This is a genomic window from Rhizosphaericola mali (genome assembly GCF_004337365.2).
GTDB lineage: Bacteria > Bacteroidota > Bacteroidia > Chitinophagales > Chitinophagaceae > Rhizosphaericola > Rhizosphaericola mali.
Genome location: NZ_CP044016.1, coordinates 3,565,920 through 3,590,467 on the forward strand (window position 1 = coordinate 3,565,920; position 24,548 = coordinate 3,590,467).

The following is a 24,548-nucleotide window of genomic DNA, read 5'->3' on the forward strand; positions in this document are numbered from 1 at the left end:
TTTGGAGAAAAAACGTCACAAAATTCATGTATTCTTTAACTTCACGCACACATGAATCGTAAAGACTTTCTAAAAAATACAAGTTTAGCTTTTGGTGCTGCAGCACTTTCCATTTCTACTAAAGCAAATACGCTTACTCGAAAGAAAATCACAATTCCTCCTTATTTAAAATCAGGCGATACGATCGGAATAACTTGTCCGGCAGGACATATTTCATTAGAAGAAATACAACCTTCATTGGAAGTAATGCAATCATGGGGATTGAAAATCCTAATTGGTGAAACGGTTGGCAAAAAATGGGGCACATTTGGAGGTACAGATCAAGAACGTATTGAGGATTTTGAAAAAATGCTTCGAAATACAAATGTCAAAGCGATCATGTGTGCTCGAGGTGGTTATGGGATTGTTCGAATAATTAATGCTATAAATATTAATCTTTTGGAAGAAAATCCTAAATGGATTATTGGTTTTAGTGATGTAACGGTTTTGCATAGTCACATCAATAGCAATCAGCGTATTGCGACGATTCATTCCAAAATGTGCAATAGTTTTCCTGATGTATGGCAGACGGCAGAACAATTACGCAAAGACTCCATTATTTCCATACAAAAAGCGCTTTTTGGAGAGGCTGTTAATTATAATATTTTACCAAACTCTTATAACAGGATTGGCATCGCAGATGCGGAAGTAATTGGAGGCAATCTACGCACAATAGAAAACTTAGCAGGTACCATATCTGAAATCCAAACAAAAGGGAAAATTCTCTTTTTGGAAGAAGTTGAGGAGCCGATGTACAATGTAGATCGTATGTTTTGGAATCTAAAGCGTACAGGAAAATTAGCAGAATTGAAAGGACTGATCATCGGCGGATTTAAAATCAAGCCTGACGATGATCCTGCAGATGCTTTTGGTTTATCCATGTATGAAATCATTTTAGAAAAAACGAAAGAGTACGATTATCCGATTTGTTTTGATTTTCCAGTCGGACATCAAGTAAATAATTTTGCTATTAAGTGTGGCGTGAAACACCATTTACAAGTATCCGCATCCAATATAGTTTTTAAAGAAATACAATAATGAAAGAGCTCATTTTACCTCCATATTTGAAACAAGGTGACACGATTGGAATTGTTTGTCCATCAGGCTACATGCCAAAGGAAAATGCCGAAAATTGTATTCTTTTTTTGGAAGAACAAGGTTTCAAAGTCCAAACTGGCCCAACACTTGGAGGTCAATTTCACTATTTTTCAGGTACGGATCAAGAACGTTTGGATGATTTACAAAGGATGTTGGATGACACCAACATTAAGGCGATATTATTCGGACGTGGAGGATATGGTATGAGTCGTATTATCGACAGGTTAGATTTCTCCAAATTTAAAAAACAACCCAAATGGATCATTGGCTATAGTGATATCACCTTATTGCTTTTGCATCTAGAAAATAAGCTGCGAATTGCATCTTTGCATGCACCCATGGCGGGCGCATTTAATAAAGAAGTAGCATCTGAAACATATCGCAATTCTTTACTTCCTGCAATTACTGGGGACCGATTGAAATACAAAATCGATGCCGAACCGTTAAACATTTTAGGCAAATGTCAAGGAGAATTAATTGGAGGTAATTTATGTTTACTAGCGCATTCTTTAGGAACACCTTCTGCACCAAAAACAAAAGGAAAAATATTATTTATCGAAGAAGTTGGCGAATATATTTATGGCGCTGATCGATATATATGGCAATTGAAAAGAGCCGGTTTTTTCAAAAACTTAGCAGGTATTATTATCGGAAGCTTTTCGGATATGAAAGACACAACCATACCTTTTGGCTCGACCATGGAAGAAGCAATTTTGAATGATTTAAAAGAATATAAAATCCCCATTGCTTTCAACTTTCCGGTTGGTCATACAGAGCGAAATGTTGCATTGAAGGTCGGCGTCAAATTCAAATTAGACGTTCAAAAAAAAGCTACCACATTAGAGGAACTATAATTCTGGAAAAAATAAAGCGTGTTGACTTCCTGTTTGAAAGTCTCTCCATATTTGATTTAGTAATGTATCATGATGCATTATGGTCAAACCACAATATGGGAAAAGCATATTGACAATGTCCCGGCATGTTCTAGCTAAAGATTGCGCAGATTCATTTACATGAGAATAGTCGATATCTAATTTCTCTGCAACTACATCCTGCCAAGTTGATTCGACATTTGTAAATAATTCTTGACGGACATTTTCTAATTGACCTTCCAAATCCAATACAATGGAATTCAAATGCGCATTTTCTGAAAGAAGATTACCATCTTTTCCCTTTTTTATAGAAAAATATTTTTTGCACTCTTCTATAAAGTGAATCGTCATGCCTGATAGATTCGCACCAACTGTCGCCCCCGCCAATGGATGAAATGGATATCGATACAATGCAGTATTTATAATTGGATGATTTTCATCAATGGCAAATATTCTATTTTTAGGTACTTCATTTTTCACTAATTCAAATGAATGTCCAGCAGATGCGACCAAACCAATTTCGCTCCAACTACTAGAAATCCCAACTTCATTTTTCAAAAAGCAAAAAGATTGAATAATTTCTGAATCATTTTTGGAAATACAATTCGCTGTAAAAACGGTAGCATCTGGAGCGCCACTCGCATATTTCCAATTACCAGAAATTTGGTATTCGTTCTCTAAGGCTTCAAAAATACCCGTCGGTGCACCACTTCCAGCCAAACAAGCTTTGGGATTTGCAAAAATCAATTTGGCAAAATTTTCATCCAAATAGCCACCAAACCAGCCGGCACCACTACATAATGTAAATACCCAACCAGCCGAACCGTCTACCCAACCAATAGCTTCTTCAAAGCGAACAATTTCTGGCAACGTCCATTCTAATCCACCATATATTTTGGGAACCAATGCAAGAAACCATTTTTGGGAATAAAAAAGAGCTAACTGTTTGTCAGTTAGCCTTTTATTTTTTTCTGCTTGCGCTGCATCTGTTCTGATTATTTCAATCCATTCTTTTTTTAGCAATTCGGATGGATGATTTGCAATGTTCAAATTCATTAATTTAAAACGCTTTTACTTTTTTCCGTAGGAATCTTCGTTTCTTTTAGCGCAGCATAACCACCCAAAATATTATGGATATTATGAAATCCTTGTCTTTTGATTAAAGAAGCTGCAATAACACTTCTGTAACCGCCAGCACAATGCAGATACACATTGAACAATTCTTCCATATCTGCCAAATATCCAGCAGGATCAATCAATTTATCCAAAGGAATATTGTCTGCTTTTACAACATGTCCTTCTGCATATTCACTTTCTTTGCGTACATCCAAAATAATCAAATTATCATCAAATTGGTAATCCATAGCCACTTCGTCTGCCGGTATATTGACAACCAAATCAATCTGCTTTCCAGCATTTTTCCAAGCGTCAAATCCTCCTTTCAAATAACCACCAAATTTTTCAAAACCAACTCTCGCCAATCTTGTCGCCGTTTCTTTTTCCTTACCTTCATCTGTCACCAATAATAGCGTCGCGTCAAACGGCAATAAACTGCCTGCCCATTCTGCAAATCGGCCATTCAAGCCTATGAAAATACTTGTTGGGATAAAGCCATCCGTAAAATCTGATTCATTTCTTGTATCTAAAATGATTACATTTTCCTCTTTAGATTTTACTTCAAATGAGTCTACATCCAACGCCTGTAATGCGTTTTCCAACACAGAATCCAAAGAAGCATATCCTTTTTTGTTGATTTCAGCATTGATCGGAAAATAAGCTGGAGGCGTAGAAAGACCGTCCGTTACATTGGAAATAAACTCACCTCTACTTTTAGATAAGAGTGCATAATTGGTCTCTTTTTGTTCGCCTACAGTACTAAATGTTTTCGAACTCAAACTTTTTCCACAGCTACTTCCCGCACCGTGTGCAGGGTAAACGATCACATCATCTTGTAAAGGGAAAATTTTTGCATGCAAACTATCATACATCAATCCAGCAAGATCCTCTGGCGTATACAATTCACCTTTTTGGGATAAATCAGGACGACCAACATCTCCAACAAACAAAGTATCACCCGTAAACACAGCATATTCTTTACCATCAGCATCTTTGAGAAGATAGCAAGTACTTTCTAATGTATGTCCAGGTGTATGTAAAACTTCTAGGGAAATATTTCCAATAGGAAAAGTCTGATGATCTTTTGCGATGATGGCTTTGAAGTTGGGCTTCGCATCCGGACCGTAAACTATTGGTGCTCCAGTTGCCTTACTCAAGTCCAAATGCCCACTCACAAAATCTGCATGAAAATGTGTTTCGAAAATATACTTAATCGTTGCGTTTCTATCTTTTGCCAACCCAAGATAATTATCAAGATCTCGCATTGGATCGATAATTACCGCTTCGCCATTATCCTCTATATAATAGGACGCCTCACTGAGGCATCCTGTATAAATCTGTTCTACGTACATAAACTTAAGATTATTCTACGCAAAATTACGAAAAAGATAAGCGACCAAAAAGGAATTAATTTATTTCAAAAGATCACCTACGAATCCATTGATTTCATCAATACGTGCGTAGTTTAAAGTGTAGTAGATAAATTTTCCTTCTCTTTGCGTATCCACGATATTGGCTCTACGCAAAATAGCTAAATGTTGAGAGGCTACGGACTGTTCGATTCTCAATTTGATATAGATTTCTGTTACAGTCAACTTCTGCTTTTCATCAATCAATTTGATAATCTGTAGTCTTAATTTGTGATTTAAAGCTCTTAATGTCAAAGCTGCTTTCTTCAATTGAATAAAATCAATGGAAGTTTCTGATTTCGACTCTGGATTTTTTAATAAAATCTGCTGTTGTGACATAAATAGTTTTTGTTTTTTAAGTGCAACTAATTTGTTGACGTGGGTTTTGCTGTTGTATAAAATTCTTTGAAATAATTAGGTTGACTGTAAGCGACATCACTAAAATCTGAAATAGCAAATTTTGCTTGTGCCAACGTATTTACTTGTGAGACATTCATAGTTACGTCTAGAAACTGAGCATTAGCTTGCACATTTAAAAGTGGTTTCAATTTAGAAGCACCATTGCCACTAAAAAGCAACTTACCTTTCTCAAGCCAATTATCCCAATAAGTTGCTTCTAATGTAATAGCTTGTATATCTGTCAATAATTCTAACTCTTGATTATAAATCGCCGTAAAAACATCCAAACGTCTTGCATCGATCATCGGACAAAAAAATAATGCATCTCCAATATTAGAAACATAATCTTCTTTTGCCGCCAAAGCCATTGCTTGTAATGTATTTACAAGTATTAATGGTTTGTTTTGAGCATAGCAGACACCTTTGGCAGATGCCATAGCGACTCTTAATCCAGTATAACTGCCAGGACCTTCTGTTACTGCGATTGCATCCAAATCTTGGAATAAAACTCCAGATTTGTCTAAAATTTCAACAACGGCTGGTTGGATAAATGAAGCGTGGTCTCTCTGTTCAAAGTTTTCTAAAATGTCAATTTTCTCGTTATTTCTATACAATCCGACGCTCGCTCTATCTGTCGATGCGTCTAATGATAAAATCAAAGACATTTTGATAATTGATAAGCTCTAAAAATTTATATCTTGTTGTTTCTTAAACAACCTAAAAGTAACAAAAATAAATAATATGAGAAAAATATTCAATTCTATTTGAAATAAATTAATATTACAGCACTTTTGAAAGAATTAAATAAAAAAATCATGGCAATTGAAATAATAAATACGAAAAATGCGCCGGCGCCTATCGGACCATACAATCAATCTGTAAAAGCTGGAAATTTTTTATTTGTAAGTGGACAGATTCCTTTAGACCCAATTTCTATGGAATTGGTAAATAAAACGGTGGACGAGGAAACGCATCAAGTATTTAAAAATATCTTAGCAATTTTGAAAGAAGCAGGTGCCACTTTGGACAATGTAGTTAAAGTAACAGTTTTCTTAAGCGATATGTCCCTATTTGCTCAAGTAAATGAAATTTATGGTTCATATTTTACAAAAAATGAACCTGCTCGAGAATGTGTTGCTGTCAAAACTTTACCTAAAAATGTAAATGTCGAGATTAGCGTTACTGCATATCTAGATTAATCTTATAGAAACGGGACTTTCAATCCCATTGAATTCCCGTTTCTTTTTTATTATTACTACCAATTATAGCACAACTCTTTTTATAAAATAAATATTGGTAACGTGTTTTATTTTTTTGCATAAACATTAATGCTTGACTGTAGCTCCAATTTTTTCCAACACAAAACAATACGGTATCTGCTCCATCTAACTTCTGTTGATCAATTATTTCAAACCCTTCAATATTTTTTTTCAGAATAGATTCTGCTGATTCAAATATGGACGAATCTCCCATAAAACAAATCGTTTTAGGATGAAATGAATTAGTATTTGCAACCTTATTACCTAATCTTTCAAATAATGCACGTCCTTTAACTGCTCCATTTAAAAAGGATTTAAATAATAATTTATTCCAATTTCTATAATATTTCGCTACATATAAAATCATTGCCTCGTAGAAAACTTTTACATGCTTGGATTTATTCTGCTTGGTACTCTCCCCTTTAAAATGCAAGATAGATTGCGTACCCAAATAATAATTGCAATAACCTTTCAATATTATTTGTTGCGAAAGATCAATATCTTCTCCATACATGAAAAACTGTGGATCAAAACCACCAATAGACTTCACGACAGTTGTCCTCGCCATAAAAAAGGCTCCCGCAATAACATCAATAAAACAATCAGAATCCTTTGATACATTGCCCAAGGCATATTTATTAAAGAAAGCTGAACTAGGAAAAATAGTCGACAATCCTGTTAATTTCATCAATGACACAGAGAAAGTAGGTATACTTCGTTTACTTTCAGACAAAAAACAACCATTGCCATCCAACATCTTCACACCCAATCCTCCAATAGAAGCATCCAATTCAAATTGTCTAATACAACTAGTTAGAACATTTTCTGTTATGATAGTATCAGGATTTAGAAATAGCACAAGATCACTACTTACATATTTTAAAGCTTCATTATTTGCCTTACCAAAACCTACATTCTCTTTTAGGTAAATAAATTGGACTTCTGGAAATTTTTCTTCCATTAATACGTTATTTGGCAGAAATGTAGCATTATCAACAACTATAATTTGTACTTTATCCATATTATTGTCCACGGATAGCAAAGAATACAAGCAATGCTCTAAAAAATAAGGGACTTGATAATGTACAATAATAACTGATAAGGATAAAGCCATGTATATAAAATCGTTTAAAAATAGATAATCATTATATTAACGTAAATAAAAGTGCAAGATTTTGTTATAATTTATAAAATATCATAGATAATTATTAAAAATTAAATTTTCATTAATTCTTGCCTTATTTTTGATATAACAAAGATTTTGCAAATAATAATGAGGTGTTTTTTCGCAGAAATGAAAATAATGCATTAATTTGTCTATTTTTGCGCCCCATTTGGCATAAGTAATAATCAAGTTGCGTGGAAAACTCCAATTTGTTATTTTAAAATTAGTAAATGAGTAATACTCTTTCATACATACATCCAGGAGCAAAAATTGCTCAGAATGTACAAATTGATCCTTTTTCTGTTATACATGACAATGTTGAAATTGGAGAAGGTACATGGATTGGCAGTAATGTAACCATTTTTGGAGGTGCACGAATTGGGAAAAATTGTAAAATTTTTCCTGGAGCTGTAATTTCTGCTGTTCCGCAGGATCTTAAATACGCAGGAGAAGAGACTACTGCGGAGATCGGCGACAACACAACAATCAGAGAATGTGTAACCGTAAACAAAGGAACTTCAGATAAATGGAAAACAGTTATTGGTAAAAACTGTTTGATCATGGCATATGCACACGTTGCACATGATTGTATCATTAGTGACCATTGTATTATAAGTAATAGTACCCAACTTGGAGGACATATTACTGTAGATGAATGGGCTATTATAGGAGGCAGTTGCGCATTTCAACAATTCACCCATGTAGGTGCTCATTCTTATACTGGTGGTGGTTCTTTGGTTAATAAAGATATACCTCCATTTGTTAAAGCGGTAAGACATCCAATTAGTTTTGGAGGGATAAATGTAGTTGGTTTAAAAAGGAGAGGTTTTACATCCGAACAAATTAACTTGGTCATGGAAATCTATCGTTATGTATATAACCGTGGATTGAATACTTCTCAAGCTATACAATCTATTGAGAGTGAATTTGCACAAACGGAAGTACGTGATGAAGTTTTGGAATTTATCAGATCAAGTAAATTAGGAATTATCAAAGGTGCACCGATGTCCCTTTTGGGTGAAGAGCTCACTGCAGATGCAGAATAAATTTAGTAGAATACTAGAAAATCTTAATAATTAAAAAATAAGCGACTTAATTAAGTCGCTTATTTTTTAATATCTCCGGGACTAGTACAAATAAATAGTTTACTAGAATTCTCTGCATTAGTAACTTTACCTTCCAAGATACTTTGTCCCGTATCACCAGGATCATTTCCGTGTCCTAACGGCCAAGTACCCTTTGTATCTTGTATTTCAATACCAGATATTGCAGCAATACATAATCCAAAATCTGTACAATTATTTTTGTTCAAATGATACTTTTTACGACTATATTGCCTTACCATTTTGATGATCAATTTGAATTGCTTATAAGAAATAAACTTTCCAACTGTTTCATCCCAAAGATGCAAAGAATCATTTTTAAATGTAGAACTTGTTCCTGGCATTAAAGGTGTCGCCGATAAAAAGTTGTCTTTATCTGGATAAAAGCCAAAGGTTCTAGAGACAGACTTCCCATTGGGTTCAAATTTCACCAAAGTAATAAACATGTGTCCCACATTATTAATCAATCCAAATTGCTTTCTTTTTCCAAATTCCGGTTGTTTAAGATGCAACATAATTCCATAAGCTAAACCTTCCTCATCATCTTTAAAAGGAGCTAATAATTTTCGATTCGTAATAGTTTTAGACCTAACATCTCTAGATTTATTTCTTAACAGAATGGTGTCGTTTCCAAAAACAAAGGCCGCGTTTTTTTCAACAGAATCTTCAGAAAAATGCTCCGTTGGAAACTCTAAAAAACTGCTATCAAAGGAGTTATGAAACTTTTCATTAGACATACTTGCGTCATCAAACGCAGAAGCTAGAGAAAAATATTTTAATGCCAATGGATAATTTTTATAACGCGCCATTAACACCGCAAGATTATAATAGGCTTTGTTGGATATCCATTTGATGCCCTTTGTTTTTTTAGTATTACTTATGTATTGAAAAAAAGAATTGATTGCATTTGGATCCATTTTTTCCACGGCAATCTCTCCTGTAGAGATTGAGTCTAAATCAAATGTAATTTTAGATAAAGGCGTCAATCTTTTGACCGAATCATTCACAACAATTATAGACCCAGAATCAAAAGTTCGATTGGGTCCACTCCTTTGGCTATAGGAACTAATTGCCGTAAAAAAACTAAAGAGAAAAAATATGATTTCTTTGAGGTTCATCTCTAGCTAGAAAATTATCGCGCAAAGATACTACTTAAATTGTTTTTTATAAATACTGCAATTCTAATGATTTTCTTAAATAAATTTTGAAACAATGTTTCATTATTTTATTTTTGCAACTTCATATCAATAAAACAATTAATGAATTTTAAAAAACCAGTACTAATTTCTTCTTTCCTTATAATAATGCAAAGTGGATTTTCACAAAAAAACACGACTAACCCGATAGATATTTCTGGAAAAGTTTTAGATATTTCAAACAATCTGCCCATCAGAAATGCAACCATACTCATACATGAATTAAATATTTCTACGCTAACCGATTCCTTAGGGGAATATCATCTGCATGTAAATAAAAAAGGGATGTATCTTTTTGAAATTTCAGCATCAGACTTTGCATCAACGGCAGAAAATATCCAGGTAAACAACGACATTTCAAGAAATTTTGCGATATCCCCAAGCGTATTGGAACAAAATGCCGTGATTGTAACGGGAGTTGCAGCTGCTATATCAGCCAAGCGCAATCCACAACCAACCGTTTCCGTTTCCAAAAAAGACTTATTAAGATCAACGTCTACTAATATTATGCAAGCAATTGCAGAAAATGTTCCAGGTGTTTCAATTTTAACAACGGGACCAGCGATAGCCAAACCATTTATCAGAGGATTGGGATATAATAGGGTTTTAACGATTAATGATGGGGTGCGTCAAGAAGGCCAACAATGGGGCGACGAGCACGGAATTGAAATTGACGATTATAGCGTACAAAAAGTAGAAGTTTTAAAAGGACCGGCATCATTGATGTATGGAAGTGATGCACTTGCAGGTGTAATAAATATTTCCTCCCAATTACCGGCACCAGAAGGAACCATTAATGCCAACGCAACAAGTGAATATCAAACGAACAATCTTTTGCGTGGTTTTTATGGAAATATCTCAGGAACCAAACATGGCTTTAGTTTTAACGCATACGGTTCGTATAAAGGAGCCGAAGATTACCGAAATAAATATGATGGACGTGTATTTAACTCCAAATTTTACAACAAAAATTATGGAGGCATGTTGGGTTATCAAGGCAATTGGGGACATAGCCGTTTACTTTTAACCAATTTTGATCAGCATATTGGCATGGTAGAAGGGGAAAGAGATGAAACTACAGGGCAATTTATCAAAGACCTTCCAGATGGAGAAACTGCGATTGCTACGAATAGTGATTTCTCTAAAATCAAACCCGAAATTCCTTACCAACATGTCAAACATTTTAAGGTAACTTCAGATAATCAATTTAAAATAGGACAAGGTTCTTTAGATGCGATTATTGGTTGGCAAAGAAATCAAAGACAAGAATTTGGTGATGCTGCAGCATTTTATACGCCTGATGCTTATTTTGATTTAAAAACGTTGACTTACACATTCCGTTATCATTTACCCTCTATGGGAAATTGGAAAACAGTTGTGGGTACAAATGGAATGCAACAAAATAATAAAAATCGTGCTGAGGAAGTCTTGATTCCAGATTATAATTTGTTTGACATTGGTGGTTTTGCAGTAACTCAATATATCAAAAACAAATTCACGTTTACAGGTGGTTTGCGTTATGATACAAGACACGTACATGGAAAAGAAATGTCAGATCCAGATGATCCTTCTGAAACCAAATTTCACAATTTGAGCAAAAATTTTTCTAACGTTTCTGGGAGTGCTGGAGTCAGTTATGAAGTAAGTAAATCAACTGTATTAAAATTTAACATTTCTAGAGGTTTCCGAGCACCAAATATGGCTGAACTAGCAAGTAATGGTGCACACGAAGGGACTTTGCGTTACGAAATTGGAAATACCAATTTGAAATCAGAAAAAAGTTTGCAATTTGATGGTGGCGTGGAAGTGAATACAGAACATATTTCCTTAAATGCTTCCTTGTATTATAATCATATCAATGATTTCATTTTTTACCAAAGAGTACAAAATGCTGCTGGAGGCGACTCCACTATGGTGGATGAAAATGGAGGTACAATCAATGTGTATCAATTCAATCAACATGATGCGAATTTATTCGGCGGAGAATTTACTATAGATATCCATCCACATCCTTTGGATTGGTTGCATTTTGAAAACTCCTTCGCATACACGCGTGCAAAATTTACCAATGCCATTGACAATTCGAAAAATATCCCAGACATTCCAGCGGCACATTATGTGGCACAATTAAAAGGTAATTTTTTAAAAGAAGGAAAAACAATCCGCAATCTGTATGTGGGCGTAACCAGCGATTACACATTTGCACAAAATGACGCTTTTACAGGTTTTGATACCGAAACAAAAACAGGAGATTATTGGTTGGTAAATGCATCTGTTGGTGCAGACATTTCACATAATGGAAAAACGATGTTTAGTATTTTCTTAAATGGAGAAAATTTGGGTAATGTCGCTTATCAAAGTCACCTGAGTAGATTGAAATATTTAGCTACGAATAATGCAACAGGAAGAATGGGCGTATTTGGAATGGGCCGAAATTTTAGTATAAAAGTGAATGTTCCACTTACTTGGAATTGGTAATTCACAGGCAAATTTTAAAAAGATTACAGCGAAAGCGATATAGTAGAGTATTTGCACTTTCAATTTGAATCAAATTAAATAATTAACCATGTATTTTTTGAATATATTTTTTTTAAAAAAATATATTCAAAAAATAGTGTGAACTAAATTGATATAATAAAAGCCGCTAAATAATACTAAGGAAAAGTCTAATATACATTTTTAACAATGTATTTTTTTCTTGTAAGTATACGGATCAAATGAAGATATTCTAGTTGATGAAAAAAACGAGCATATAATGACCACAATTAAAATAGTTCCTATTTATGGACTATCAACCAATCATGTAATTTTTTTCGAATAATGACCTCAACAATAAAAAGTCTGATCACACTCGTAATCTATTTTTCACTAAACCTAAAGCATTGTATACTTTAATTTACTGTCAAATTGGCAACAAATGGGTGTGTTAATGTCGAGTCGTTCACTACTATTTTATTAAGAGTTGAGTCTGCAGATGTATATGTACCTGATCCAAATTGACTAATATTGGATGGATATAACTTAATCTGCGTATCATAAATTGTCAAAGTATCACTATTGGATAAAAATAAAGTATCTGCATTAAAAATGGCATAGGCATTAATAGAAAACGTACCTCCTTTATCGACGGTAATAGGTAATATAAAATAAGAATTAGCACTATCATATGTTACCCCTTGTACAAAAGTGCCATATTGAGTAGCATATATTGTGCTGTCTGTATTTTTCACCTCAAAACTTGCCAATCCACTAGTATCAGTAGTATTGATAGGATCATAACTTTTATCCTTTGAACAACTAATAACCAACATCCAAAATGCAAAAATTGCAACTATATATTTCATATATGCTATATTAATATCTTGTAAATAACGACAATTTATCGAAAGAAATTGCAATATTAAGGTAAATAAAAAAGCAACTTCTCTCGAAGTTGCTTAATAAGGAATAATCTTATATAATTATTTCGTATTTCCAGAAACATTCAAAGTTAACTCTATATCTTTACTGATTGCCCAATCTGCAGGATTGGTACCACTAGCACCATATTTCAATCCCCAAGATGTACGATCAACCGTGAATTTTGCTTGTAAATCAGCTTTACCATTCGCAACATCGATTTTAGCAGGGAAAGTTACGTTAACAGTAGAGTCTTTGATTGTCATATTACCACTTACAATATTAGTAGCGCCAGCTAATAAGCTCTTTGCTTTAGTAGAATCGTATGGTTCAACTTTAGTGATAGCAAATTTTACAGTAGGATATTTCGCTACATCAAAGAAATCTGGACTTTTCAAGTGACCTGCAAGTTCTTCTGGTTTTTTGTCCGCCTCTGTTACAGAAGTGGGATCAACGTATAATGTATTCAAATCAACAGTGAAAGAACCAGCAGTGATAGCATCATTTTCAATAGAGAAATCTCCACTTGCAACTTTTAATGTCCCAAAACGTGGAGCTAAACCACCTTTATGTGTTGCTCTCCAGCCAATTACACTATTAGTTGTGTCCACTGAATAATCAGTTCCTTTTGCTGCAGTTACTGTTTGTGCAGAGGAGGTTGCTGCTTCATCAGATTTTGGAGTACTGTTACAAGCAGATAATGCTGCTATTATGGATAAACCTAAAAATGCTTTTTTCATAATTGTTTCAAATTTTAATCGAAGGTAAATATTTTATTTGTTACAACAAATAAAGTTGTATTTATTTTTTATAAAAAAAGCAATCATTTTGTTAAAATGATTGCTTTTTGAAAAGATTTTATAGTGAAATATTACATTTCCATACCACCACCTTGGTCTCCACCTACTTCTTTATTATTTTTCCTTTTAAATAAGTTGGCATCCATTTTACCAAATCTCCAACTAAAGTTCAATCTAAATACCTGTGGATTGCTCAACCGTTTTTGATACTGTTCCATGTATGCGGTTTCTGAGAATGTTTTATTGTAATTAGATCTGAATATATCGTTCATAGATGCTGTAACTGAGAAAGAATTTCCATTTTTTCCTTTCCAATCCTTTTTCAATGCAGCGTCCACAAAGAATCTTTCTCCAATATAACCTTGTGCAGTACCCAAAGAACTGAAATTAAATCCACCTCCATTTCTACCACCTGAGCTACTAGAACTACTACCTCCAGAATTAGGTAATACTGTTTTTCCGAAATATTGAATATTCGCTTGGAAAGTTAGCCCCCATGGTAATTTGTATTCATTATTCAACTTAGCATTCCAACTTACACGTTTATTGGTCGTTCCTAATTCCGTATTACTTGCATCAATGACCGTTCTATACAAGTTAACATTACCAGTTACTGTCCATTTTTTAGTTGCTGCAATGCTATTGGTTAATTCCAAACCGTAAGTATAGCTGTGATTTGCATTCATATATGTATTTACCAAAACGGAATCAGCAGTATTCCCTTCGGATGGCTCCGTGTACTGATAATTGGTAATCATATTAGAAGTGTAGCGCATATAACCAGTCGCTAAGAAATTACCACTATGAGAATAGGTTTTATTATAGGATAGTTCATAATTACTTGTAAACTCCGGTTTCAAGTCTGGATTACCTGTTGAGATATTGTATGGATCAGAATAGTTATATATAGGTAACAATTGGAAGAAGTTAGGACGATTAACTTTTCTGGAATAGTTAAATTGTAAACATTGATCGTTTGGTAAAGTATATGTCAAGAATAAACTTGGAAATATATTTACAGGAAACTTAACTTTAAAATTTGTCGATGCGGAATCTATTTGATCGGTATTCATTAACACGTTTGTACCACTGTAGTTGGAATTTTCTGCTCTAATGCCAACTTGGTAGCTGAAATGATCCCCAATTTTAGAAGAAAACTGAGCGTACGCTGCTAATACCGTTTGTTGATAATTATATTTACTAGATATTGCACTTCTAAATACGGGATCTTCCAATCCACCTGTACTATCAGTAAATTGACGGCTATCACTATATACAGTTTGATGCTCTGCTCTTAATCCCGCTTCAAATTTTGACTTATCAGACAATGGATTTTCATAATCAACTTGACCAATCCAGTCTTTATGGCGATTGATCATATTCGTATTTAAGGTTAACGCAGGATTTCTAACATCCGTAAAATCCGGATCATTATAATATTGCGTTAATATATCCGTAAATCCATTACCATTGGCACTGTTGTATTGAAAATTAGCTGTCAAATCATGATTGTCTTTATCACCAAATGAGTGTTTGTAATTAAACTTACCGTTATAATTGGTAAAATGCATTTTGGATAATGAATTTAAATTGCTGTATGCAAATGGTGTTGCACTTGCATTCGTTCCATCAATGGAGTCAATATGCTGAGGTTGATCATTACCCATATGACCATCAAAAATACCACCACCTAGGGTGAATGTATTTTTATTATCCATCAAATAATCCATGGATAAATTACCGGTCATCATTCTAAATGTTCTTAATCCACTACCATCTTGCAACAAAGTAGTGTTGTTGTAAGTATTGGTACGGTCCAAAGTATTTGTACTTTTATTTCTTCTGCGCATATACATCGCATCTGCTGTCAAATTAAACTTACCTTGTCTGTAACTGAAATCACCGCCTAAGTTAGAACCCCAACGTGTATCCCCACCGGCACGAAGACCACCATTATATCCAGTCTTCTTATTTTTCTTTAATACGATGTTAATAATACCGCCGCCGCCGCCAGATGCGTCATATTTGGCAGAAGGGTTGGTAATCAATTCTACTTTATCTATCAAATCAGAAGGAATTTGTTCTAATGTCAAGGTTGTAGGCATCCCATCGACATAGATTTGTGGTGTAGCATTGCGCATCGTAACGTTACCATCTATATCTACATTTACCGTAGGAATGTGTGATAACAACTCTTGAGCTGTCTGACCTGTATTAGCAATATCTCTGTCTGCATTAAAAATTTTACGATCTACCCCCATTTGAAAAATTGGTTTAGTAGAACTTGTTACTGTAACTGCATTTAAATCAGTCGCGGATTGCGTTAAAGCAATATCTCCAAGGTTTTTGTCAGCTCCTCCCCCCATTATTGCACTAGGGTTAAATCCTCCTTGACCTCCATTATTATTACCAGCTACAGGTTTTGCACCCATTCCACCAAACGAAACATCTTGATTCGAAACGGTATAACTTAAAGCATTTACGGAAAGTTTTAATTTTTCGTGTGTAGGAAGGTCATTAAATTCAAAATCGCCATTACTACTCGTCATAACGGTAGTTAACAATATTTCTTTTGGTAAGTTCGTAGAGCTATCAAATATGGATTTGAATAATTGTACACTTGCACTACCAATCCCTTTATTCGTCGTAGCATCTACTATCTTGCCGTATAAATGGCCATTTTTGGCATCTATACGGTTTTGAAACTGAGCCTTGTTAGGCGCAGCTTTCGTCGTATCTTTTTCCTGAGCTTGAATCGTTGCTATAGATATCATGGAGACACTCAGCAACAGAAAAATTTTTTTCATATCAATATTTATCAAGTGAGATGAGAAAACCACCGCTATTTCTCATTCGAAGTGCGAAGATCTATGTTATATTGGAATCCCTCCACATTACTTCGGTAAAATTGCTTAGTTTTTAGGCAAATGAAAAGGACTTTAGGATTAGTGGTAAAATAACAATTTGAATGGATTTTTTTAGTAAATCACCCATACAAAAAAAAGCTTTGATACTGATTATCAAAGCTTTTTGGGAGAATGGAGGGTCTCGAACCCTCGACCTTCGGAACCACAATCCGACGCTCTAACCAACTGAGCTACAAACTCCATAAGGGGCTGCAAAAATAAGCGATAAATTTGATCTGCAAAATATTTATGCAAAAAATTAATAAGAATCTTTTAAACTCATTAACATCGAGATAAAAAATTTAGCTTAATTTGGCAGCGTGGAGTGTTTATTTTCGGACAAACTAAAAGCTAATCTTTTTACGACGAATAATACATTACCTTTCAAATATTAAGTTATAATGCTACAAAAACTGGAAAAAATTATGTTAAGCAAGAGAACGGTCCCTTTTTTAATATTGGTGATGTTAGCAGGGGTCTTAGGCTCGGTCAGTTGTAAAGGAAAAATGAAAGAGACCGATACTACAGTACAGCAACAACAATTATTAATGTACATCGGCATGGTATTAGAGCGCGACCACTATAGTCCCAAACCGATTGATGATGCTTTTTCTAAAGTAGTTTTCGATAAATATATGTCTTCAATTGATAATCAATTTTTAAAAGACAATTTTTTACAATCCGATATTGATAGCCTTAAAGGTCTGTATTATACCAAATTGGATGACGAAATTCATGGTACTGCTAAAATGTCTTTCTTCTTAGCTGCAGTAGAGGTTTTAAATAGAAGGTCTAAAGAAGTAGATAAATTCTATAATGAAATTTTAGCTAAACCATTCAAATTTACGGATGACGAAACATACCAAAGTGATAAAGATACGAACTCCATATATAAAAATTCGGGATTGGAAGTTTACAAAGATCAAAATAATATTTATCCCAAAAATGATCAAGAACGTTACGATGTTTGGCGTAAGAAATTGAAATACCAAACATTAACTCGTTTTGTTGACTTACAAAATCAAAGAGATAAAGCAGCAGACACCTCTTCTTTAAAGAAAAAATCAGATGCTGATTTGGAAAAAGAAGCTAGAGAGGCCGTTAAAAAAATGATGGATCGTGCCTTCAAAAAATCAAAATCTGATTTTGATGAAGAGCAACAATATTCCCTTTTTGTAAATACAATTTGCAAAATTATGGATCCTCATACCGATTATTTCCCTCCAATTGAAAAGAGAGAATTTGATGCGGAAATGGGAAATAGTTTCTTTGGTATCGGTGCGCAATTACAAGAAACGCCAGATGGTACCATCAAAATTGTGGATATTCTAAAAGGGCTACCAGCTTATAGAACTGGTAAAATGAAAGTCAATGACGTTATCCAAAAAGTTGCACAAGGCGATGGACCTGCTGTTGACATTAGCGGATACTCCATTACAGATGCAGTGAAATTGATCCGTGGAGCAAAAGGATCTGTAGTTACTTTGACGATGAAACGTGCAACAGACGGTACAGTTTATGTACTTTCTATTGTAAGAGATGAAGTAAAACAAGATGAGTTGGCTGCAAGAAGTGCGGTTATCAATCAAAATGGTAAAAAAATCGGCTACCTATATTTACCTGAATTTTATAATGATTTCAATAATCCTAACGGTGCAAAATGTGCGGTCGACGTTCGTAATGAGATTATTAAATTAAAAAAAGATAGTATCCAAGGTCTTGTTTTTGATTTACGTTCTAACAATGGAGGTTCTTTAATGGATGTAATTCAAATCGTTGGATTATTTGTCCCACAAGGACCAGTTGTTCAAGTTAGAGACAGAAATGGAAAAGTAGAACAATTAAAAGACGAAGATAAAGATGTATTATATGACGGCCCTATGACAGTTATGATTAATAATCTAAGTGCTTCTGCTGCAGAGATTTTTGCCGCAGCCATCCAAGATTATCACAGAGGTGTGATTATCGGAAGTGATAGTTACGGAAAAGGCACTGTGCAACGTCAGATGATGCTAGGTAAAGCAAATGAAAATGGTGATCCAGAATTTGGAGCATTAAAACTTACTTTCCAAAAATTTTACAGGGTCAATGGGGGTTCTACACAGAGAAAAGGAGTTGTACCAGATGTTGTATTACCTGATCAATATTCCATTTTGAAATTAAGAGAAACGGATGCAGAATTTTCCTTACCATACGATAAAATAACACCAGCTAGTATTACTTACTATACGCCAAAATATGATGCCGCAAAAATTGTACATGCTTCTCAAACAAGAGTGAATGAAAATGCGATTTTTACTGCAATTCAGAAAAACATTGATTGGTTCAAGAAAAATGAGGATAAACCTATAAGTCTTAATTTGATCAAATACAAAGAAGAGCGTGCTGCAATGTCCAAAATCAATAATAAAGACGATAGTTTGTTTATCTTAAAACAACCTTTATCTGTAAAAATTGCAAGCGATGATTACAATAAAGTATATAAAAATGATGATTCTGCAAAAGGAAAACGCTATCAAGATTGGTACAAAGCTCTAGGTAAGGATGTATATATAAAAGAGGCTTCTAATACAATTTTGGACATGATCTCCACAAAATTAGTCGTAACAGAACCGAAAAAGAAATAGGTTCATTTTTTTAGATAAATTTGTAAAATGATCCCTGCTTTCGCGAATATTTGAGAAAGCAGGGATTTATAATTTAGAATATATGAAGAAAGAAAATACAAATGAGCTCGTTTTTAGATTTTTATCTGAGCCATCAGACGTAAACTTCGGCGGTAAAGTTCATGGAGGTGCCGTGATGAAATGGATTGACCAGGCAGGTTATGCATGTGCTGCAAATTGGAGTGAAAGCTACTGCGTAACAGTTTATGTAGGAGGTATTCAATTCTACAAACCAATTGCCATTGGCGATTTGATCGAAATTAAATCAAAAATTATATACACAGGAAAGACAAGTATGCATGTAGGCATTGATGTGTATGCAGGCAAGCCTCAAAGTAAAGAATATGTACAGACCACACATTGTGTTATCGTTTTTGTAGCAGTTAATGAAAATGGCGCGCCTATTCCAGTAAAAAAATGGACGCCTGAAACAATATCTGATAAAAGCTTAGAAGCATATGCACTGCGATTAATGGATCTAAGAAAATCCATTGATGATGAGATGAAAAAACAAGGAAAAATCTAACACATAATAAAAATAATTATCTATCAATTTGGTAGACTAAATATTTCTTTACACCTTTGTCGTCCTTTTTTATTAACAAAATGTTAATTCAATATTTTGTTCAATCAAAATTCGACAATTATGAAAAGAAAATTTAAAATCCACATTTTTGTAATGAGTATTAGTATACTCCTTTTACAAAATGTGGCTTTCAGCCAAAACACCTCCATTATTCAAGGTGTCGTGAAAAACACAAGCGGTCAAGTATTATCTGGAGCCTCTATCCAAAGTGGGAAAAAAATTGCGACTTCAGACGAAAAAGGAATCTATCATTTATCCTTATCCCCTGGCGAGTATTCAATAAGCATTAACTTAATAGGTTTTCAAGATCAAAAAAAGAAAATTACATTATCAGAAAATCAAGTTATCAATTTAGATTGGGCACTTTCAACAGATACTACGAGCAATCTAAATAATGTAGTAGTTATCGGAAGTCGTGCCGCTCCTCGTACCTCATTGACCTCCCCTGTTCCAGTTGATGTATTTGATATTAAAAAAATTGCCTCCTTAGGTGCGCAGACGACGGTCGGACAAATATTAAATTATGTAGCACCATCTTTTACATCTACTTCCCAATCATTAGGAGATGGAACAGATGAGGTAGATCCTATTTCACTAAGAGGGTTAGGTCCTGACCAAGTTTTGGTTTTGGTAAATGGGAAAAGAAGATACACTTCTGCCTTGGTAAATGTCAATGGTACATTTGGCAAGGGAACAGTAGGTACAGATTTGAATGCCATTCCCGTTGCAGCTATTGATAGGATCGAAGTTTTACGTGATGGTGCTGCCGCTCAATATGGAAGTGATGCCGTTGCGGGTGTGATCAATATTATTTTGAAACATAATGTAAATCAGTTCAACGCTTCCGTAACTGCCGGTGAATATGCAACGCGTGCAAAAGCTTTGAATGAAACTTTCCATGATGGACAATCTAATCAGATTGCTTTGAACTATGGAATTCCATTGACCTCGAAAGGTGGATACATCAATTTTTCGGGATCATTTGATTATAGAAAACCAACTAATCGCGGAGGTATTTACACAGGAAGTATTTACAATGCTTATGGTCCGGATAAAACTGCCGCTGGTGCATTGGTTGCACATGACCAAACGGATTCATTTTTAAATGCAACAGGAACAAGCAGAAGGGATTATAGTTTGATTGTCGGACAGTCAAGGATTAGAAGTGGTCAATTTGCTTATAATGCTTCTTTGCCTTTAAGTAATAATGCGACTTTATATTCCTTCGGTACATTCGGCTATAGAAATGGATTGGCGGCAGGATTTTACCGTTATCCAAATGATACAAGAAATATTCCGTCTATTTATCCATTGGGATATATGCCTTATATCGGAACGAGCATTTACGATAAATCCATCGCAGTGGGCATAAAAGGAAAAACGAATAATGGATGGAATGTTGATTTTAGTAATACATACGGTCAAAATCAATTTGAATATCATGTGCAGAATTCACTTAATGCTTCAATGGGAACAAATTCACCTACTTCATTCAATAATGGTGGTCCAAAATTTTCTCAAAACACAGTTAACCTCGATTTGAACAGAGATTTTGATTGGTTATCTGGCGTTAATTTGGCATTTGGTGGAGAATATAGATATGAACATTATCAATTGATTGCTGGAGATGCAAATAGTTATACTAATTATGGATTGGCAGATAGTGTTGGCGTAAATGCGAATGGTACACCCATTTTAGTTTTGGACCCGAATGGATCTTACAATACATTATTTGGACGAGATGGCAATCCAGTACCTGGTGGTTCTCAAGTATTCTCAGGATTCCGACCAGCGAATGCTGCCAATGCGACTAGAAGTGCAGTTGCCGGTTATGCAGATGCAGCAGTAAATTTTACGAAAAAATTCCTTGTCGATGGAGCTATTCGCTATGAAAATTATAGTGATTTTGGTTCTACTTTAAATGGAAAATTATCCTTCCTTTACAAGTTAACAGAAAATCTTTCCCTGAGAGGTTCCGGTAGTACAGGCTTTAGAGCACCATCATTACAACAAATCTATTATGCAAATACCGCTACACAATTTACCAATGGCGTTGCATACGAAGTAGGGACATTTACCAATGGTAGTCGTGCCGCTAAATTATTGGGAATTCCATCTCTCAAACCAGAAAAATCCAAAAGTGTTAGCGCGGGAGTAACAGGAAGATTTGGAAAATTCACAGCTACTGTAGACGGATATTTCACAAGAGTAAATGATCGTATAGTGTATACTGACCAATTTTCTGGTAGCAATGCTGCCGGCGCTTCTGCCGCAGATCAAGAATTGTATCAAATATTAGCACAAGCGGGAGCGCAAAAAGCACAATTTTTTGCCAATGCAATTAATACAGAAACCAAAGGTATTGATGCGGTATTTTCTTATACGGAGCATCTCGGAAAAGGAACATTCCGCGCAGATCTTTCTGGTACAATTTCTCAAACGCAAAAAGTCGGACCTGTACACGCGTCCGAATTGCTGAAAGGAAAAGAAAGTACGTATTTCAGTCCAGCAAGTTTAATTTATTTGACCAACGCAGTACCTAAACAAAAATTAAATTTAGGTTTGAACTATAACATATCTAAATGGATTTTCTTTGTTAGAAACAATTATTTTGGAGGTGTTACGGAGCCAGTAACTACAGTTGCAAATCAACAGTTTTATAATCCAAGATGGGTAACGGATGTCTCCATTGGTTACCAAATTATTAAGGAAGCGAAAGTAACTATTGGTTCTAATAACGTATTCAACGTGTATCCAGAAACGATTAATATTGCTGCGAATAGTAATAGTGGTCAATTCGTATATCCAAGAGCAACAAGTCAATTTGGATTTAATGGTCGATATGTTTTTGCAAGAGTTGAGTTGAGTTTATAGTATTTGTATACACAAGTAAAAGCCGTCATTACAAAGTTAGTGGCGGCTTTTTTGGGATTTAAATTTGAAAAAAAATATGTTATTTATAAATAAAAAATGTACTTATTGAAATTTTAAATATTCGAAGCGTACTATAAAATGACTTTAGTTGCAAGCTAATCCGTGATGATTTATTCAACGATTAGTTTGGACGTATAATTTTTGCCATTCGCTATTATTTTTACAAAATATACACCTTTTGTAATGTCGGAAATGTTTAAATTAAAGACATTTGAATTCTTTGGAAAGGTAAAATTTTTAACTACAATACCATATAGATTTATCAATGATCCATTACCTCCGTTTATAGTTGGAAGTTTAAGGTTTGCGATGCCATTTACTATAGGATTGGGGTAAATGACAAAAGTATTATTGGTATTTGGCAAATAAATGCTCAATATATTACTCCAATTATTATTCCCATCCATATCAGTTTCTTTTAGCCTATAATAGACCTCTCCTAAGTGTGGATTTTTATCTACATAATTATAAGTCTTGGTACTGGTACTATTACCAGCTGCTGGTATTGAAGTAATATTTTCCCAAGTTTTTTGATTAGAAGTACTTCTTAGAATTTCGAATGTTTTAGTATTTATTTCATTTATGGTATTCCAATCAATAGAAACCATATTTTCGACTATATGCAACGTAAAGGAACTCAATGTAATAGGGAGTGTCGTTCCCGCTGGTGTTTTTAATAAATACTTGACAATACTAGAATTTGCTCCTGCATTGTCCGTTACATAATATTTAAATGAAACTCCATTTTGGGAAGACAATCCGTAAAATCCCAATAAATTGGGATCACTACCTGAAGCAATTGTATAGGGTAGATTGACGAATGCACCATCATAATATATTTTAGTAGTAGTATTATCAGAAGCATCTGGATCGACACTTGTAATAGTGAAAGATTGAATATTTCCATCATTGTCTGTACCTGTTGGCATACTAGCGTAAGTATTTCCAGCGAGTATACCTTTATAACCTGATACATTTGTAAGTGAAAACATCCAAGGTAACATTGACGTATTATTAATAGATGTGGCTTGTGGAATTTGTTGAATTCCAAAATTTAATTGAACATTGGTGATATTGCTTTGGTTTGTTGCTATAGAAAAAAGGCCATTCGTTGCAGAATTTCCAATGGAAGAAGTATTGCCAGGTTCTACATTTACTGCTCCTTGTGTATAATTCCACCCATTATTTATGGTAGAAGTAAAAAAAGTATTTGTTCCCATGTCCGTATTTACAATAAGGGCATAGATTCGATATGGTTGGAGCATACTAAGATCGCTAAAGCTAAATTGATCATTGGTGATCTTTGTTCTCGTCACATAACCCATAGGTGCAGAATTTATCCCGCCTGCATCCATCAAATAAATATACGAGGCTGCATTTGTAACAAGGCCGGCATTATTGTCATCCATATAGCCGTTGCCATTTGAATCGTCCCATACATAACCTGAAATAGAAGATTATGCTTGAATATCATTACCATAAATAACACTAAATAGGAAAAAAAACAATTGAGTTATTACAAATGAATTTACCCAAGAAACTAATTTAAAATGAAGAGACATTTTCGTTTTTTAAAAGATAGAATTGTATAATTATAGATC

General features: G+C 34.4%; 18 protein-coding genes and 1 tRNA gene. 8 read left to right on the plus strand and 11 right to left on the minus strand.

The features are described 5' to 3' along the window. The first annotated feature begins 51 nt into the window (after positions 1-51). Positions 52-1,077: a S66 peptidase family protein gene (locus E0W69_RS15230; protein ID WP_131330909.1), complete on the plus strand. Its 1,026-nt coding sequence runs from the start codon at positions 52-54 to the stop codon at positions 1,075-1,077. Continuing rightward, positions 1,077-1,991, plus strand: coding sequence for a S66 peptidase family protein (locus tag E0W69_RS15235; RefSeq protein WP_131330910.1), 915 nt, complete (start codon positions 1,077-1,079; stop codon positions 1,989-1,991). Before E0W69_RS15230 ends, E0W69_RS15235 begins: the two co-directional genes overlap by 1 nt. Here E0W69_RS15235 and E0W69_RS15240 read toward each other — a convergent pair. Genes E0W69_RS15240 through tsaB form a run of 4 tightly spaced genes read right to left on the minus strand, consistent with a single transcriptional unit; the run spans position 1,986 to position 5,598 of the window. Beyond that, positions 1,986-3,059, minus strand: a complete 1,074-nt coding sequence (locus E0W69_RS15240) for an acyl-CoA dehydrogenase family protein (protein ID WP_191967877.1) — start codon at positions 3,057-3,059, stop codon at positions 1,986-1,988. The genes E0W69_RS15235 and E0W69_RS15240 overlap by 6 nt on opposite strands. A gap of 5 nt (positions 3,060-3,064) precedes the next feature. Then, positions 3,065-4,477, minus strand: coding sequence for an MBL fold metallo-hydrolase (locus E0W69_RS15245; RefSeq protein WP_131330912.1), 1,413 nt, complete (start codon positions 4,475-4,477; stop codon positions 3,065-3,067). A gap of 60 nt (positions 4,478-4,537) precedes the next feature. Beyond that, positions 4,538-4,873 (minus strand): ArsR/SmtB family transcription factor, encoded by a 336-nt coding sequence (locus tag E0W69_RS15250; protein WP_131330913.1) that lies wholly within the window; start codon positions 4,871-4,873, stop codon positions 4,538-4,540. Between the two features lie 26 nt (positions 4,874-4,899). Next, complete coding sequence (gene tsaB / locus E0W69_RS15255; protein ID WP_131330914.1) at positions 4,900-5,598, minus strand: tRNA (adenosine(37)-N6)-threonylcarbamoyltransferase complex dimerization subunit type 1 TsaB; 699 nt, start codon at positions 5,596-5,598, stop codon at positions 4,900-4,902. A 150-nt stretch (positions 5,599-5,748) separates the two neighbouring features. Here tsaB and E0W69_RS15260 point away from each other — a divergent pair, with 150 nt between their 5' ends. Beyond that, a complete protein-coding gene (locus E0W69_RS15260; protein WP_131330915.1) occupies positions 5,749-6,132 on the plus strand; it encodes a RidA family protein in 384 nt (127 codons plus the stop codon). 19 nt (positions 6,133-6,151) lie between these two features. On the opposite strand, the gene E0W69_RS15265 is transcribed toward E0W69_RS15260, so the two are convergent. Continuing rightward, entirely contained in the window at positions 6,152-7,306 is a 1,155-nt protein-coding gene (locus E0W69_RS15265; RefSeq protein ID WP_131330916.1) for a glycosyltransferase family 2 protein, read from the minus strand. Positions 7,307-7,587: 281 nt separating this feature from the next. Between E0W69_RS15265 and lpxA the strand changes: the two genes are divergently transcribed. Further along, positions 7,588-8,403 carry an acyl-ACP--UDP-N-acetylglucosamine O-acyltransferase gene (lpxA, locus tag E0W69_RS15270; protein WP_131330917.1) on the plus strand — a complete coding sequence of 272 codons (816 nt, stop codon included), beginning with the start codon at positions 7,588-7,590 and terminating at the stop codon, positions 8,401-8,403. A 59-nt stretch (positions 8,404-8,462) separates the two neighbouring features. Here lpxA and E0W69_RS15275 read toward each other — a convergent pair whose 3' ends face one another. Continuing rightward, positions 8,463-9,578, minus strand: coding sequence for a hypothetical protein (locus E0W69_RS15275; protein ID WP_131330918.1), 1,116 nt, complete (start codon positions 9,576-9,578; stop codon positions 8,463-8,465). 186 nt (positions 9,579-9,764) lie between these two features. Between E0W69_RS15275 and E0W69_RS15280 the strand changes: the two genes are divergently transcribed. Next, positions 9,765-12,134 carry a TonB-dependent receptor gene (locus tag E0W69_RS15280; RefSeq protein WP_225321282.1) on the plus strand — a complete coding sequence of 790 codons (2,370 nt, stop codon included), beginning with the start codon at positions 9,765-9,767 and terminating at the stop codon, positions 12,132-12,134. Between the two features lie 413 nt (positions 12,135-12,547). Here E0W69_RS15280 and E0W69_RS15285 read toward each other — a convergent pair whose 3' ends face one another. The 4 genes from E0W69_RS15285 to E0W69_RS15300 form a co-directional block, all read right to left on the minus strand. Beyond that, positions 12,548-13,000, minus strand: a complete 453-nt coding sequence (locus E0W69_RS15285) for a hypothetical protein (protein WP_131330920.1) — start codon at positions 12,998-13,000, stop codon at positions 12,548-12,550. Between the two features lie 117 nt (positions 13,001-13,117). Next, a complete protein-coding gene (locus E0W69_RS15290; RefSeq protein ID WP_131330921.1) occupies positions 13,118-13,795 on the minus strand; it encodes a YceI family protein in 678 nt (225 codons plus the stop codon). Between the two features lie 131 nt (positions 13,796-13,926). Next, the gene (locus tag E0W69_RS15295; protein ID WP_131330922.1) at positions 13,927-16,662 is read right to left on the minus strand and encodes an outer membrane beta-barrel family protein; all 2,736 of its coding nucleotides are present in this window, start codon (positions 16,660-16,662) and stop codon (positions 13,927-13,929) included. Between the two features lie 225 nt (positions 16,663-16,887). Beyond that, a tRNA-His gene (locus E0W69_RS15300) sits at positions 16,888-16,963 on the minus strand. Positions 16,964-17,186: 223 nt separating this feature from the next. Here E0W69_RS15300 and E0W69_RS15305 point away from each other — a divergent pair. The 3 genes from E0W69_RS15305 (at position 17,187) to E0W69_RS15315 (ending at position 22,887) form a co-directional block, all read left to right on the plus strand. Then, positions 17,187-19,388, plus strand: a complete 2,202-nt coding sequence (locus E0W69_RS15305) for a carboxy terminal-processing peptidase (RefSeq protein ID WP_191967878.1) — start codon at positions 17,187-17,189, stop codon at positions 19,386-19,388. A gap of 82 nt (positions 19,389-19,470) precedes the next feature. Then, complete coding sequence (locus tag E0W69_RS15310; protein ID WP_131330924.1) at positions 19,471-19,953, plus strand: acyl-CoA thioesterase; 483 nt, start codon at positions 19,471-19,473, stop codon at positions 19,951-19,953. A 120-nt stretch (positions 19,954-20,073) separates the two neighbouring features. Further along, complete coding sequence (locus E0W69_RS15315; protein ID WP_131330925.1) at positions 20,074-22,887, plus strand: TonB-dependent receptor; 2,814 nt, start codon at positions 20,074-20,076, stop codon at positions 22,885-22,887. A 170-nt stretch (positions 22,888-23,057) separates the two neighbouring features. Here E0W69_RS15315 and E0W69_RS15320 read toward each other — a convergent pair whose 3' ends face one another. Continuing rightward, on the minus strand, positions 23,058-24,356 hold the full coding sequence (locus E0W69_RS15320; protein WP_131330926.1) for a T9SS type A sorting domain-containing protein: 1,299 nt from the start codon (positions 24,354-24,356) through the stop codon (positions 23,058-23,060). Between the last annotated feature and the right edge of the window lie 192 nt (positions 24,357-24,548).

Coding starts and splice junctions, on each gene's coding strand:
- E0W69_RS15295 (WP_131330922.1), bottom strand. CDS start 16,662: ATGAAAAAAATTTTTCTGTTGCTGAGTGTCTCCATGATATCTATAGCA.
- E0W69_RS15320 (WP_131330926.1), bottom strand. CDS start 24,356: ATGGATGACAATAATGCCGGCCTTGTTACAAATGCAGCCTCGTATATT.
- E0W69_RS15245 (WP_131330912.1), bottom strand. CDS start 4,477: ATGTACGTAGAACAGATTTATACAGGATGCCTCAGTGAGGCGTCCTAT.
- E0W69_RS15250 (WP_131330913.1), bottom strand. CDS start 4,873: ATGTCACAACAGCAGATTTTATTAAAAAATCCAGAGTCGAAATCAGAA.
- E0W69_RS15290 (WP_131330921.1), bottom strand. CDS start 13,795: ATGAAAAAAGCATTTTTAGGTTTATCCATAATAGCAGCATTATCTGCT.
- E0W69_RS15315 (WP_131330925.1), top strand. CDS start 20,074: ATGAAAAGAAAATTTAAAATCCACATTTTTGTAATGAGTATTAGTATA.
- E0W69_RS15275 (WP_131330918.1), bottom strand. CDS start 9,578: ATGAACCTCAAAGAAATCATATTTTTTCTCTTTAGTTTTTTTACGGCA.
- E0W69_RS15280 (WP_225321282.1), top strand. CDS start 9,765: ATGCAAAGTGGATTTTCACAAAAAAACACGACTAACCCGATAGATATT.
- lpxA (WP_131330917.1), top strand. CDS start 7,588: ATGAGTAATACTCTTTCATACATACATCCAGGAGCAAAAATTGCTCAG.
- E0W69_RS15265 (WP_131330916.1), bottom strand. CDS start 7,306: ATGGCTTTATCCTTATCAGTTATTATTGTACATTATCAAGTCCCTTAT.
- E0W69_RS15260 (WP_131330915.1), top strand. CDS start 5,749: ATGGCAATTGAAATAATAAATACGAAAAATGCGCCGGCGCCTATCGGA.
- E0W69_RS15230 (WP_131330909.1), top strand. CDS start 52: ATGAATCGTAAAGACTTTCTAAAAAATACAAGTTTAGCTTTTGGTGCT.
- E0W69_RS15310 (WP_131330924.1), top strand. CDS start 19,471: ATGAAGAAAGAAAATACAAATGAGCTCGTTTTTAGATTTTTATCTGAG.
- tsaB (WP_131330914.1), bottom strand. CDS start 5,598: ATGTCTTTGATTTTATCATTAGACGCATCGACAGATAGAGCGAGCGTC.
- E0W69_RS15305 (WP_191967878.1), top strand. CDS start 17,187: ATGTTAAGCAAGAGAACGGTCCCTTTTTTAATATTGGTGATGTTAGCA.
- E0W69_RS15285 (WP_131330920.1), bottom strand. CDS start 13,000: ATGAAATATATAGTTGCAATTTTTGCATTTTGGATGTTGGTTATTAGT.
- E0W69_RS15235 (WP_131330910.1), top strand. CDS start 1,077: ATGAAAGAGCTCATTTTACCTCCATATTTGAAACAAGGTGACACGATT.